The 14756-nt window shown below is 40.9% G+C and carries 10 protein-coding genes and 2 pseudogenes; 8 read left to right on the top strand and 4 right to left on the bottom strand.

All coding sequences use genetic code 11. The features are described from left to right. Window positions 1-110: 110 nt before the first annotated feature. The 4 genes from cysK (at window position 111) to C3F22_RS06200 (ending at window position 4668) form a co-directional block, all read left to right on the top strand. Window positions 111-1109: a cysteine synthase A gene (cysK, locus tag C3F22_RS06185; RefSeq protein WP_104426094.1), complete on the top strand. Its 999-nt coding sequence runs from the start codon at window positions 111-113 to the stop codon at window positions 1107-1109. A 182-nt stretch (window positions 1110-1291) separates the two neighbouring features. After that, window positions 1292-3982, top strand: coding sequence for a heavy metal translocating P-type ATPase (locus C3F22_RS06190; RefSeq protein ID WP_104426095.1), 2691 nt, complete (start codon window positions 1292-1294; stop codon window positions 3980-3982). Beyond that, window positions 3982-4416: a Cu(I)-responsive transcriptional regulator gene (cueR, locus tag C3F22_RS06195; RefSeq protein WP_104426096.1), complete on the top strand. Its 435-nt coding sequence runs from the start codon at window positions 3982-3984 to the stop codon at window positions 4414-4416. The genes C3F22_RS06190 and cueR overlap by 1 nt, the downstream gene beginning before the upstream one ends. A 54-nt stretch (window positions 4417-4470) precedes the next feature. Further along, complete coding sequence (locus C3F22_RS06200) at window positions 4471-4668, top strand: heavy-metal-associated domain-containing protein (RefSeq protein ID WP_034704558.1); 198 nt, start codon at window positions 4471-4473, stop codon at window positions 4666-4668. 53 nt (window positions 4669-4721) lie between these two features. On the opposite strand, the gene C3F22_RS06205 is transcribed toward C3F22_RS06200, so the two are convergent. Together C3F22_RS06205 and C3F22_RS06210 are read right to left on the bottom strand one after the other, a co-directional pair. Further along, a complete protein-coding gene (locus tag C3F22_RS06205) occupies window positions 4722-5330 on the bottom strand; it encodes a TetR/AcrR family transcriptional regulator (protein WP_005235816.1) in 609 nt (202 codons plus the stop codon). A 621-nt stretch (window positions 5331-5951) separates the two neighbouring features. Then, window positions 5952-6920 (bottom strand): IS30 family transposase, encoded by a 969-nt coding sequence (locus C3F22_RS06210; RefSeq protein WP_005804963.1) that lies wholly within the window; start codon window positions 6918-6920, stop codon window positions 5952-5954. Window positions 6921-7033: 113 nt separating this feature from the next. On the opposite strand from C3F22_RS06210, the pseudogene C3F22_RS06215 reads away from it, so the two are divergent. Beyond that, a pseudogene (locus tag C3F22_RS06215) lies at window positions 7034-7294 on the top strand (integrase core domain-containing protein); the annotation flags it as partial. Window positions 7295-7375: 81 nt separating this feature from the next. Beyond that, window positions 7376-9331 carry an alkyl/aryl-sulfatase gene (locus C3F22_RS06220; protein WP_104426097.1) on the top strand — a complete coding sequence of 652 codons (1956 nt, stop codon included), beginning with the start codon at window positions 7376-7378 and terminating at the stop codon, window positions 9329-9331. 357 nt (window positions 9332-9688) lie between these two features. On the opposite strand, the gene C3F22_RS06225 is transcribed toward C3F22_RS06220, so the two are convergent. Further along, complete coding sequence (locus C3F22_RS06225; protein ID WP_014538385.1) at window positions 9689-10657, bottom strand: IS30 family transposase; 969 nt, start codon at window positions 10655-10657, stop codon at window positions 9689-9691. 84 nt (window positions 10658-10741) lie between these two features. Here C3F22_RS06225 and C3F22_RS06230 point away from each other — a divergent pair. After that, window positions 10742-12400, top strand: a pseudogene (locus C3F22_RS06230) (acyl-CoA dehydrogenase family protein); the annotation flags it as partial. Window positions 12401-12423: 23 nt separating this feature from the next. Here the strand turns inward: C3F22_RS06230 and C3F22_RS06235 are convergent. Continuing rightward, a complete protein-coding gene (locus C3F22_RS06235; protein ID WP_002122622.1) occupies window positions 12424-13287 on the bottom strand; it encodes an IS982 family transposase in 864 nt (287 codons plus the stop codon). A 280-nt stretch (window positions 13288-13567) separates the two neighbouring features. Here C3F22_RS06235 and C3F22_RS06240 point away from each other — a divergent pair, with 280 nt between their 5' ends. After that, complete coding sequence (locus tag C3F22_RS06240) at window positions 13568-14743, top strand: thiolase family protein (protein ID WP_171284744.1); 1176 nt, start codon at window positions 13568-13570, stop codon at window positions 14741-14743. Window positions 14744-14756 lie beyond the last annotated feature (13 nt).

The raw sequence follows: 14756 nt of genomic DNA on the forward strand, positions 1-14756 counted from the left end.
TTTCATTTCAAACTGCTATCGTGATTCCATCTTGTTTCAGGCATCTACAAAGCCGGAAAATGCTTGTATCATGTAAATACATCTTGGCGAATAACATCAAGGATATTCTAATGACTACAGATTCAGCTTTTCCAACACCTGCCAATTTAGGTATCGCGGTTTATAGCAATAATGCAGAGGCAATTGGTAATACCCCTCTGGTTCGTATCAATCGTGTCATTTCAGGCGGAGCGACTGTACTTGCGAAAATTGAAAGCCGTAACCCGGCATTTTCGGTGAAATGCCGTATTGGCGCAGCCTTGATTGCTGATGCAGAAAAGTCAGGTAAATTGAAGCCGGGCATGCACATTGTTGAGCCAACCAGTGGTAATACCGGTATTGCGCTGGCATTTGTAGCAGCGGCTAAAGGCTATGATATTACCTTAACCATGCCATCCAGCATGAGTATTGAACGCCGTAAAGTGGTGAAAGCATTAGGTGCTAATTTAGTACTGACATATCCAGCCAAAGGCATGAAAGGCGCGGTGGAAGAAGCACAACGTCTGGTGAATGAAAATCCTGAACTGTATTACCTGCCACAACAGTTTGAAAATCCAGCTAACCCAAAAATCCATGAAGAGACGACCGGTCCTGAAATCTGGGAAGCGACTGCAGGTAATGTCGATATTCTGGTAGCGGGTGTAGGCACAGGCGGTACGATTACCGGTATTTCACGCTATTTTGAAAAAGTGAAAAACAAGCCGATTTATTCAGTTGCTGTAGAACCCGCTGAATCTGCCATTATTGGTCAGGCAAAACGTGGTGAGACACTCACTCCAGGACCACACAAAATTCAGGGTATTGGCGCGAACTTTATTCCAAAGAACCTAGATCTGGATCTGGTCGATGAAGTGATTGCCATTACCAGTAGCGATGCAGTGGAATGGGCACGTAAAACTGCAACTCAAGAAGGTATCTTGGTCGGTATTTCAAGTGGTGCTGCAATGGCTGCAGCTGCGCAATTGGCTGCACGTCCTGAAAATGCAGGCAAAAATATCGTAGTGATTCTGCCAGATGGTGGTGAACGCTATTTATCTTCAATTCTTTTTGAAGATATTTCGGCTGAGTAAACTATTAACCAAGCAATTTCTTTAAATCTCAAAAAGCCTGAAGTCATCTTCGGGTTTTTTTATTGGACTTTATGCCTTCATATAATGAAAGATCAAGAATTTAAAGCAGAAGCTTGACCTTCCCATTATGGTAATGTTTAAGCTATAGCATAGGCAGTGAATGGGTAAATGGAGAGCGCAGAATGAATACACCAGCAACCACACAGTTATACGAACAGCAGGTACAGATTTCAGGAATGACTTGTGCCTCTTGTGTCGCACGTGTGGAAAAAGCCTTAAAGAAAATTGAAGGTGTGGTGGAAGCGAACGTTAATCTCTCCACTGAACAGGCTTTTTTAAAAAGTGAACAACCTATTCCTGCAACGCAACTTGTTAATGCTATTAATAAAACCGGTTTTGAAGCTGTGATCCAGCAGTTTGATTTAAATATTGAAGGTATGACCTGTGCCTCTTGTGTAGCTCGTGTTGAAAAAGCCTTGAAAAAAGTCGATCAGGTACTAGATGCGCAGGTTAATCTGGCAACCGAAAAAGCTCATGTCACTGCAATTCGTCCTCTCGCTGTTTCTCAATTGATCAAGGCTGTACAAAAAGCGGGCTTTGATATTCAAACCGACCGAATTGAACTGGCTATTGAAGGAATGACCTGTGCCTCCTGCGTGGCACGTGTAGAAAAGGCCTTGGAAAAAGTCGATCAGGTAAGTGAAGCACAAGTCAATCTCGCCACTGAAACAGCTTGGGTCAAAGCACCGCGTAGTCAGCTTCCAGCTTTAATTGCTGCCGTCGAAAAAGCTGGATATAACGCTCATGCAAAATTAGATGCACAGGCTACCGATACCCAGACGGCATTTCAGGAAAAGAAAACCGCTGAAACTGAACAGCTAAAGCGTGACTTATGGCTCGCGTTAATTTTAGCTGTTCCAGTGTTTATTCTGGAAATGGGTTCACATCTGATTCCTGCTTTTCATCACTGGATTGCACATACGCTAGGTACCCAAAACAGCTGGTATATCCAGTTTGTGCTGACTACTCTGGTCTTACTGATTCCAGGACGGCGGTTTTATCAGCATGGGATTCCGGCATTGTTGCGACTGGCACCCGATATGAATTCTCTGGTTGCCGTGGGAACAATAGCCGCTTATGGATTTTCCTGTATTTCCACGTTCTTTCCGCAATTATTGCCGCAAAGTACTGTACATGTGTATTTCGAAGCGGCGGCTGTGATTGTTGCCTTGATCTTACTAGGACGTTATCTGGAAGCACGAGCCAAAGGTAAAACTTCCGAAGCGATTCAGTATTTAATTGGCCTACAACCGAAAACCGCACGAGTACAGCAAAATGAAACTTGGGTTGATCTGGCGATTGCTGATGTACAGCAGGGCATGCTGATCGAGATTCGTCCGGGTGAGAAAGTCGCAGTTGATGGTGAAGTCGTTTCTGGTCAAAGTTATATCGATGAAGCCATGATCAGCGGTGAACCTTTAGCGGTGGCTAAACAGGCTGGAGATCGGGTGATTGGCGGAACGGTAAATCAGAATGGCACCTTGCAGATCAAGGCGACAGCAGTCGGACAAGATTCAGTTCTAGCTCAGATTATTCATATGGTGGAACAGGCACAAGGCGCAAAGCTTCCCATTCAGGCGGCAGTCGATAAAGTGACCTTATGGTTTGTACCGGCTGTGATGCTGCTCGCGACTTTGACTTTTATTGTCTGGTTCCTGTTGGGTCCTGAACCGAATCTGACTTATGCACTGGTCAATGCTGTTGCAGTACTGATTATTGCCTGTCCTTGTGCAATGGGCCTGGCTACGCCAACATCTATTATGGTCGGCACCGGCCGGGCAGCAGAGCTGGGTGTCTTGTTCCGTAAAGGCGAAGCATTGCAACTCTTGCAGCAAACCAGAGTTGTGGCGGTGGATAAAACCGGAACCTTAACTGAAGGGAAACCAGCCCTAACCGATTTTGCAGTGACATCTGGTTTTGAGCAGCAAATAGTATTGCAAATGGTCGCAGCAGTGGAAGCCAAATCTGAACATCCCATTGCTCATGCGATTGTGGAAGCTGCGAAAGCACAACAGTTGCAACTACCTGAAGTCAGTGATTTTGATTCAATCACTGGTGCAGGCGTGAAAGCTCAAGTTTCAGGTCAGCAAATTCATATTGGCGCAGAACGCCTGATGCAGCAATTGGGCTTAAGTGTCGATATTTTTAAAGAGAAAGCACAACAGTTAGGTGAACAGGGACGTACTCCTTTATATGTCGCTATAGATCAAAAATTGGCTGCCATTATTGCTGTGGCTGATCCGATTAAAGCCACAACCTATAGTGCGATTCAGGCCTTACATGATCAAGGCTTAAAGATTGCCATGATTACCGGTGATAACCAGCATACTGCACAGGCCATTGCCAGACAGTTGAAGATTGATCATGTCATTGCTGAAGTTCTGCCTAATGAAAAAGTCGATGCGGTACGCCAACTCCAACAGCAACATGGCATCGTCACTTTTGTCGGTGACGGGATTAATGATGCACCTGCTTTGGCTCAGGCCGATGTTGGAATGGCAATAGGAACTGGTACGGATGTCGCAATCGAAGCAGCAGACGTGGTGCTGATGTCTGGAAATTTACAGCATGTGGCAACCGGTATTGGCCTGAGTCAGGCGACCATGCGCAATATCAAACAGAACCTGTTCTGGGCCTTTGTCTATAATATTGCCTTGATTCCGATTGCTGCCGGTCTGTTGTATCCATTCTTCGGTATTTTGTTATCACCGATGTTTGCAGCAGGCGCGATGGCATTATCCTCAGTTTTTGTGGTCAGCAATGCGCTTCGTTTAAAGACTTATCAGCCGATCCAGTTGAAGGAGGCAGTGTAATGAATATTGGACAGGCCGCGAAACGCTCCGGGATCTCGGCCAAAATGATCCGTTATTATGAAGATATCGGTTTATTACCCAATCCTAAACGTAGCGATTCGGGTTATCGTATCTATAGTGACGATGATATCAAGACTTTAAGTTTTATTCAGCATGCGCGTGAACTGGGTTTTTCTTCTGAACAGATGAAAGAATTGCTCGGCCTGTGGCTGAACGATGCTAGACACAGCAGTGATGTCAAACAGTTGGCGCAAAAGCATATCGAGTTACTGCAACAGAAAATTGCGGACATGCAAAATATGATGAAAATTTTGCAGCAATCGGTTGCACAGTGTGCTGGAGATGAGCAATCTGACTGTCAGATTCTGAAACAGATTGAGCAGGGTGTGTCACATGGGCAAACTGCACATACGGCTATCAAAGCAGATCAATAGCCTTGAATTAAAATTCGCTTAACCCAAATTTAAACTGATCAAAGGGAGATCAAGATGAAATTCCGTATTGAAAATATGACTTGTGGTGGTTGTGCACGTAGTGTGACGGCAACCATTCAGGAGCTGGATGAAAATGCTAAAGTAGATGTTGATGTGGTCAGCAAAATGGTGGAAGTTGAATCGAGTGCAAGCGAATCTGAGATTATCGCGGCATTAACTGAAGATGGCTTTCCGCCTGAAACTATGGCTTGATATTTGCCATTTAAAAAATAATTCTAAAATGCCTAATCATGATTAGGCATTTTTTATGAAACTGCAGATATTTTATCTGGCGTCATCAATGCCTGATTAATATATAGCTTAATCAGGCGTTCACGTGAACCAATCGCTTTTTGATAACTGGTCGAATTTAATAATAGTGAAGCGCCGTAAGTGACCGTCCAGATATAAGATAAATAATCCCGGATTGACATGGCACTGTCTAAAGACACCAGATAATCATGGGTCATATCTTTAATGCGGATAATCCGTTCTTCACGAATACGGTAGAGTTCCTGAAATAACTCTTTCAGGTTTTTTTCATTATTGGTTAAACGCTCTTCAATAACATGCAGCAAAATAGTCCGGTTTGAATTGAGCATGTGATAAAGCATATATTGCGAAACATAATTTTTAATATCGTTATTATATTTATCGGAAATTGCCAGAATTCTTTTTTCATTCAGAATGATGAGTTCTAAATATAACTGGTTCTTGCTTTTAAAATGCTTGTAGATGGTTCCTTTGGCGATGTCTAGTTCTTCAGCAAGTTCACTCAAGGTGATGTCCTGATTATTATCAAGCAGTAGACTTTCCGCCATGCTCAGGATCTTCTCTTTACGAAGAAGGAAGTTCTGCTGTCTTACAGTCGTCATCTTCTTGACTCATCATTTTCGAAAAGGAACCTACTAAGAATATGCTATTTTCGCAGGTATAGCTATAAAACTAAGGTCGTGATATTTATCTAAATTTGTATATTTATTCAACATTTCTTGTAGAAAAAAGTCATATACAGCTGCACTAAAAATATTGTCAAGAAAATTGAACCCTTGAGATCAACTTTGCTAAATAAAATTCCATTTTCAATATATTTGATTTATGGTTTTAGGGCATAAAGCTGAATCATATTTTCGTTTTAAACCCAGACCAGACAAGGTTTAGCGAAGTGAAGCCAGAGTCATTTTAACAGCTTAAATTTTTCATTCATCAATGGATTTAAGTTTTAATGATTCAGTAAATACCAGAGGTATAAAGTTTTTGATTTTAAATTTTATATCGCTAATTTATGTCAATGAATTCATCGCCAGATTAATTCGATATGATGATTTTTGAATGACATGCATGGATTCGAGCAAAAAGCCTCAAAATATTTTCTCGAATCCATAATGAAAAAATACTCAGTAACAGGATTGAGTATCACCATTTTAGGAAGTTGAAAATGCCGATTTATAATGCGCCGCTGAAAGACATGGAATTTATTTTAAATGATGGCGAATTCAAACATGAGGTGCGACAGTTTCAAAAGCCATATGATAATCAACAAGCTGAGCAAATTTCTCTAATGGTGTAAGCCAATCTAACGCCTTTCTAGGACGAGTATTCAGTGACATGGCAACTTGATTTAAATAATGCTGATCTGCCTGATTTAAATCAATCCCTTTAGGTAAATATTGCCTAATTAAACCATTCATATTTTCGCATGTGCCTTTTTGCCAAGGTGAATGTGGGTCACAGAAATATACATCTATGCCTAAATCTTCTTCGAGTATTTTATGTTCTGACATCTCGCGTCCACGGTCATAGGTCAACGTTTTACGCAGTTCTGCAGGTAAATATTTCAGAGCTTCAGTTAAAGCCTTGCGCACTGATTCTGCCTTTGCATCAGGTAATGTTGCCAAGATACAGAGCCGTGTATTTCGTTCAATAAGTGTTGCTATCGAACTTTTATTGTCTTTACCTTTAATTAAATCAGCTTCCCAATGACCCGGTATTTTTCTTTCTTGAACTTCGGCTGGGCGCTCATGAATAGTTTTAATATCCTGTAATATAGAATCTTTTTTAGGTTCACCGTTAGCTTTTCGCTTTTTATTTTCATGACGCAGACAGGATAATAAGTCTTTTTTCAACTCACCCTTGGGTAATGCTCGTATCGTTGAATAAATCGTTGTATGGCTTACATTCATTGTTTGATCCAAATCAGGAAATGTCTTTAAACGCTTTGCTATTTGCTGAGGAGACCATAAACAACGGATCGCTTCAACAATAAATTTCCAGAGGATTGAATCGATTTTGAGTTTTCTGTGACCACGTCTACGTCTAGCAAAAGTGTTATCAGAAGCATATCGAGCTTGATAAACGTCATTGATGCTATTTCTTTTAAGCTCACGATAGATCGTACTAGGATGTCTTTTAATAAGTTCAGCAAATTTTCTGGCTGAAAAGCCTTCTTTTCTTGACTCAAGCATTAATGCAGTACGATCTTCAAAGTTAAGATGATGGTATGACAATTTTATATACTCCATAAACCCTTTAAATTAATTAGGTGGTTTATGTCGCACTTCAAGTTTTACTCTGCCATGTATTGAAATCAAATGACATCCAAATCAGCATGGATGGTAAAGGTCGATGGGTTGATAATGTGATGGTTGAACGATTATGGCGGAGCGTTAAATATGAAGAGGTGTATCTCAAAGCCTACAGCAATGTTTTGGATGCGAAGAAGCAATTAAACGCATATTTTGAATTTTATAATTTGAAACGACCTCATTCGAGTCTGGACAAAATGACTCCAGATGAGTTTTACTATGACCAGCTACCACAACAAAATAAGGTAGCTTAACTAGAGCAGAGTATCACTTATAAATAAGCTTTTAGTTGTTCAAACATGTGGGACCACCTCTATTTAAAAAAAGGAAAGAAGATGAAAATTAAGTTTTTAACAGTTTCATTGATGCTTATTCTGCCATTTTCTGTTTTTGCAGCAAATACTGTAGTAGAAAAAGCGGTCATTGAATCAAATAATACATATAAGGCGAAGTATAACTTAGAGGATATGACTGAGTTTAATCAGGCTCAAAAGGGCTTTATTGCCAAGCCAACAGGTCAAATTAAAAGTGAGAAAGGCAATGTTATCTGGGATTTTGATGCATTTAGTTTTGTACAAGATCAAGCACCAAATACCGTTAATCCCACTCTATGGCGACAAGCAAAATTAAACAACAATGTTGGGCTATTTAAAGTAACAGATCGAGTTTGGCAAATTCGTGGTTTTGATTTGGCAAATATGACCATCATTCAGGGTGATACTGGCTGGATTATTGTGGATACATTAACCTCTAAAGAAACGGCTGAAGCAGCACTTAAATTTGCTAGACAGCATTTAGGTGAGCAAAAAATTTCAGCCATTATCTTTACCCATAGCCATATCGATCATTTTGGTGGTGCATTAGGCGTTCTTTCTAGCGAAGAAATTAACGCTAGAAAAACTCCAATTATTGCGCCAAAAGGCTTTATGGAAGAAGCGACCAGTGAAAATGTGATGGCAGGTTCAGCCATGATACGTCGTGCGACTTATATGTATGGAACTTTTCTACCTAAAAATGCGGAAGGATTGGTGGATACAGGTTTAGGTAAGGCTGTTGCTGTGGGAAAAATGGGCATCCTTGAGCCTACACAACTGATCACTCAACCAGAACAGAAAATGACGGTTGATGGCTTGGATTTTGTGTTTTATAACGTGCCGGGTTCAGAAGCACCAGCAGAATTAACGTTCTCTATCCCATCATTGAAACTTTATAACGGCGCAGAAATTCTATCTCATACCATGCATAATCTTTATACCCTTCGGGGTGCTAAAGTCCGTGATGCCTTAAAATGGGTGGGCTATCTAGACCAAGCAATGCAGCATGCCAAAGCATCCGATGTATTGATTGCACAGCATCATTGGCCTGTCTGGGGCAATGACAATATTCAAGATTTTATTAAAACCCAGCGAGATGTTTATAAGTTCACGCATGATCAGACGGTGAGATATATGAACTCTGGTTTTAATGGCGCTGAAATTGCCGAAAAAATTAAGCTTCCAGCGGCACTTGATCAAAAACTATATGCTCATGGCTATTATGGAACCCTAAAACATAATGTAAAAGCAGTATACCAATATTATATGGGATGGTTCGATGCCCATCCTTCCAATTTAGATCCATTACCCCCTAAAGCTGTTGCAAAAAAATATATTGAGTTAGCAGGTGGGGAGAACAATGCATTGAAAAATGCGCGGGATGCCTACGCTCAAGCTGACTATAGATGGGCTGCCGAGATTTTAAAACATATTGTGTTGAATAACCCTCAAAACCAACAAGCAAAAGACTTATTGGCGAATACTTATCGTCAATTGGGCTATGCTGCTGAGGCTTCAACTTGGCGTAATTTCTTTTTGGTGGGCGCTCAAGAGCTACAAAATAATGTACCCCTACAAAATACTTCTGATCCGAGTGATTTATTGATTCATACACCAACTGAAAGATTTCTTGAAGCTATGGCGACAAATTTAGATGTGGAAAATTTAAAAAATGAAAACCAGTGTATCAATCTGGTTTTGTCGGATACCAAAGAGCATTTTTCATTATGGGTTGAAAACTCAGTCATGCAGTTTAAGCGTTATGATGAAAGTAAAGATTTGGCATTGGATTGCCCTACATTAACCTTAACCAAGCCCTTATATCTAAAAATGATTACAGGTCAAATAGAAGGGGTAAAAGTCCTGCTTTCTAAAGACAGTAAAGTCAAAGGTAATCCACTGAAAATTGGAAAATTCTTTGCAATGTTTAAACGTCCAGATTCAATTTTCCCGATTGTGACTCGACCAAATGGCTAAGCTCAAATAAGTAAAGTCGAAACTTAAATTAATAGATCCAAAGAAATGGGTGAAATTATCAACTTGGTTCTCCCAATCTTATAACAGGAATACAAGAAATTATTTCTTGTATTCCTCTTTAAAATTAAAAGTAAGCTATATGTATTTTAACTCTATTGATACTTTATTAAATGGTTTTTGAATTTTTATACTTTATTTTCGATGGAGATATTTTTATTAGTAGCTTGTTTAAAAAAGATTTGTTTATTTTTCTATTAATTGCTTCTAAATAATAACTTCAATATTTTTGTGGTTAAAAGGCAAGGGGGTATTATGATGTGTTTTTTATTGAAAATAAGCTTTTATATTAGGGCGAATTCAAACATGAGGTGCGACAGTTTGAAAAGTCTTATGATAATCAACAAGCTGAGCAAATTTCTCTAATGGTGTAAGCCAATCTAACGCTTTTCTAGGACGAGTATTCAGTGACATGGCAACTTGATTTAAATAATGCTGATCTGCCTGATTTAAATCAATCCCTTTAGGTAAATATTGCCTAATTAAACCATTCATATTTTCGCATGTGCCTTTTTGCCAGGGTGAATGTGGGTCACAGAAATATACATCTATGCCTAAATCTTCTTCAAGTATTTTATGTTCTGCCATCTCGCGTCCACGGTCATAGGTCAACGTTTTACGCAGTTCTGCAGGTAAATATTTCAGAGCTTCAGTTAAAGCCTTGCGCACTGATTCTGCCTTTGCATCAGGTAATGTTGCCAAGATACAGAGCCGTGTATTTCGTTCAATAAGTGTTGCTATCGAACTTTTATTGTCTTTACCTTTAATTAAATCAGCTTCCCAATGACCCGGTATTTTTCTTTCTTGAACTTCGGCTGGGCGCTCATGAATAGTTTTAATATCCTGTAATATAGAATCTTTTTTAGGTTCACCGTTAGCTTTTCGCTTTTTATTTTCATGACGCAGACAGGATAATAAGTCTTTTTTCAACTCACCCTTGGGTAATGCTCGTATCGTTGAATAAATCGTTGTATGGCTTACATTCATTGTTTGATCCAAATCAGGAAATGTCTTTAAACGCTTTGCTATTTGCTGAGGAGACCATAAACAACGGATCGCTTCAACAATAAATTTCCAGAGGATTGAATCGATTTTGAGTTTTCTGTGACCACGTCTACGTCTAGCAAAAGTGTTATCAGAAGCATATCGAGCTTGATAAACGTCATTGATGCTATTTCTTTTAAGCTCACGATAGATCGTACTAGGATGTCTTTTAATAAGTTCAGCAAATTTTCTGGCTGAAAAGCCTTCTTTTCTTGACTCAAGCATTAATGCAGTACGATCTTCAAAGTTAAGATGATGGTATGACAATTTTATATACTCCATAAACCCTTTAAATTAATTAGGTGGTTTATGTCGCACTTCAAGTTTTACTCTGCCGATGTATTTCATGCTGAACAATTTTGGCAAGGTAACGAAAATCTTGCACATCTCGATATGGCGACTGCAAATGCGGTTCTGGAAGAAATGGCAAAATTTTCAAAAAATGTCATTCTTGATCTGAATCGTCCTGCAGATGAAGAGGGTGGTGCTCAGTTTAACAATGGTGTGGTGACGACACCCAAAGGTTTTAAAGAAGCGTTCAGACAGTTTGCCGAAGGTGGCTGGGTAGGCTTGGGTGCTCCTGAAGAATGGGGCGGACAAAACATGCCGAAGATGCTCACGGTTCTAGCGGATGAAATGATCTGGAGCACCAATCCATCTTTTATGCTTTATCCGCTATTAACGGTGGGTGCAGGTATGGCCATCAATGACCGCGCCTCACAGGAACAAAAAGAAACTTATTTACCAAAATTCTATACGGGTGAATGGTCGGGCACCATGTGCCTGACTGAACCACATTCCGGCACAGATCTTGGCATTATCAAGACTAAAGCTGAACCGAATGAAGATGGTTCATACAATATTACCGGCACCAAAATTTTTATTACCAGCGGCGAGCATGATCTGAGTGAAAATATCATTCACCTGGTACTGGCCAAAACCCCAAACGCGCCAGCAGGTTCACGCGGTATTTCCCTGTTTATTGTCCCTAAATTCCTGGTTAATGCCGATGGTTCACTCGGTGAGCGCAATGCGGTCGCTGCCGGTTCGATCGAACATAAGATGGGTATTAAAGGCTCGGCAACCTGTGTCATGAACTTTGATGGTGCCAAAGCCTATATGGTGGGCAATGAAAATGAAGGTCTGGCGGGCATGTTCGTGATGATGAACTACGAACGTTTGTCGATGGGGATTCAAGGCATTGGCGCGGCAGAATTTGCCTACCAGAATGCGGCACAATATGCGACGGACCGGTTACAGGGCCGTGCATCAACTGGTGCAAAATCTCCAGAAAAACCAGCCGATTCAATTCTGGTCCATGGCGATGTACGCCGTATGTTGCTGAATGTGCGTGCCAATAATGAAGCTTCTCGTGCTTTCGCAGTCTATGTCGGCCAGCAGCTGGATATTACCAAATACTCCACCGACCCTGAGGCGGTACGTAAAGCAACTGATCGTGTGGCTTTATTAACGCCTATTGCCAAAGCTTACCTCACCGATAAAGCACTGGATGCTGCACTTGAAGCACAAATGTGCTTCGGTGGTCATGGCTATATCCGTGAATGGGGCATGGAACAATGTATCCGTGACCTGCGCATTTCACAGATCTATGAGGGGACCAATGGGGTGCAGGCAATTGACCTGATTGGCCGTAAAACTACGAAATGTAAAGGTGCATATATTGCAGAGTATATTGCAGAAATCCGTGAATTTGCCCAAGGTCTGGATGATGCCTTAACGATTAAAAAGGCAACCTTAGATACCTGTCAGCAACTGGAAGATATTACCAATTTTATTGTTGAGCAGTCTCAGCAGAATCCTGATTTCGCCAACTCCATTGCTGTTGATTATCTGCATGCTGTAGGTCTGCTGAGCTTTGTCTATATGTATGCACGTATCAGCAAAGCGGCGGTTACCAAAGAAGAAAGCTATTTCAAGAACAAGCTGGTACTGGCAAATTACTATATTAACCTGAGTTCGATGAAATCCACTTAACCTTTTAGCATATTTTGGAAAGTTGGCTTATTGGGGTTCAAACAATAAGCCACTACAGCAGCCATGATATTCACCATGAAGTTATTTACCGAACGATGACGTGAATGTTCAAGTTGATGTAAATTTTTTAATTGATCATTCACTGTTTCGATCAATCCTCTTCTGCAAAGTAATTGTTTTTCTTCTTCAGTTTGGATGGGTTTATTTTTCATATTCCGACGTGATGGGGTCAATATTTTCAGTCCTCTTGCTGCTAAAGCTTCGGCTTTTGCTTTGCTCAAATAGCCTTTGTCTCCGAGTAGGATCCCTTTTAATTCTTGAGTTAAAGATTCTAATATAGCAACATCATGAACATTTCCCGATGTCAGCTTGAGATTAATAATTTCACCTAAATTATTGATAACGAGATGTAATTTAAAACCATAAAACCAACCCGTACTACTTTTTCCACGACCGGCCAAGCCTTTAAATACACGATGCCTTTTAATCCGAAGATTATGGCAAACTACCAATTTAGTGGAGTCAATGATACTGATTCCCGTATCTTTTCCTTTCACCTGATGGAAGAAACTACTCAGAGCTTGCAAACAACGGGGCATGATTTCAATAAATCGGTTGTAGCTAAGCAGTTTAGGAAAAGCAGATTTCCAGAATGGAACGATCATTTGGCAATAAAAATATTTGAAGAATCTAAAACCGGATTGATGAAATAAAATGACAATGGTCATTGCTTCGGACAAGCTTAAAGCTGACTTTTTCAACTTGGTTTTTTGATTAGAAATTAAAGCTTTCTCTAAAGATTCATTAAATTTTTTGCAGAAATCATCCAAAATACAAAATAATTCGGTAATATGATCCATTGAGAAGCCTTGTTTTATAACATTTTGTCTTGAGAACCAATATGTTACAAAAACAGGGCTTTTTTTCTACTCTTTTTTTATATCGAACTCAGGTTATATTACTAAAGTACTCTCGGATTTGAGTGCGAGAATTCAACGCATTCAGGCAGGTGCGGAGCTGGTGATGCAATTGCCAGAAGAATATTTCACTGCACAGGCCTAAACCCGCAAATATTGCGAAGGACGAACACTGTAGAGCTATTACTTTGCAGTGTTGATAACAATGATGTTAAAGGATGAGATTAGAATGATTGTAATTGTAGAAGCTGTACGTACCGCAATGGGCGGTTTTCAAGGCTCACTTTCAAGCTGTACGGCACCAGATTTGGGTGCTGTAGCGATCAAGGAAGCGGTAGCGCGTACAGGTCTGGCAGCCAATGATATTGATGAAGTGATCATGGACTGTGTATTGCCAGCCGGCTTAAAACAGGGTCCGGCACGTCAGGCTATGCGTCAGGCAGGTCTGCCAGATTCAACCGGCGCCACCACGATCAATAAAATTTGTGGTTCAGGTATGAAAGCGGTAATGCAGGCTGCGGATGCGATCAAGGCGGGTTCGGCAGAAATCGTAGTGGCGGGCGGTATGGAATCCATGTCGAATGCACCATACTTAATGGACAAGGCTCGTGCCGGTTTCCGTATGGGCCACGGTAAAGTGACCGATCATATGTTCCAGGAAGGTCTGGAAGATGCTGAAACTGGTCTGTCGATGGGAATCCTGGCGCAGGAAATGGCGGACAAAAAAGGCTATACCCGTGAGCAACAGGATGATTATGCGATTGGCTCTTTAAATAAAGCCGTGACTGCCGTTCAGCAGGGCTTCTTCAAAGATGAAATCGTGCCAGTTACTGTAAGTACGCGTAAAGGCGATGTAGTGGTTGAGCAGGATGAACAACCACTGAATGCCAAAGCAGACAAAATCCCATCTTTACGTCCGGCATTTAAAAAAGACGGTACGATTACTGCGGCAAATGCCAGCTCCATTTCTGATGGTGCTTCGGCACTGGTTGTGACTTCTAGTGAAATTGCCGCGCAGCGTAACTTAAAGCCGCTGGCTAATATTGTGGCCTATGCCAGCCATTCGCAGCATCCATCAGAATTCACCATTGCACCAGTGGGCGCAATTGAAAAAGTACTGAAGAAAACTGGCTGGAATGCAGCTGATGTGGATCTATGGGAAATTAATGAAGCTTTCGCGATGGTGACTATGGCAGCGATTGATGCCTTTGAACTGGATCCTGCCAAAGTGAATATTAATGGCGGTGCTTGTGCTCTAGGTCATCCACTGGGCTCTTCAGGTTCCCGTATCATTGTGACCCTGATTCATGCCTTGAAACGTACTGGCGGCAAAAAAGGTATTGCAGCGCTATGTATCGGTGGCGGTGAAGCAACAGCAATTGCGGTAGAACTGGTTTAAGTTTATTTAGATG

It is taken from the genome of Acinetobacter sp. ACNIH1, assembly GCF_002934695.1.
In the GTDB taxonomy this organism is placed as follows: Bacteria; Pseudomonadota; Gammaproteobacteria; order Pseudomonadales; family Moraxellaceae; genus Acinetobacter; species Acinetobacter variabilis.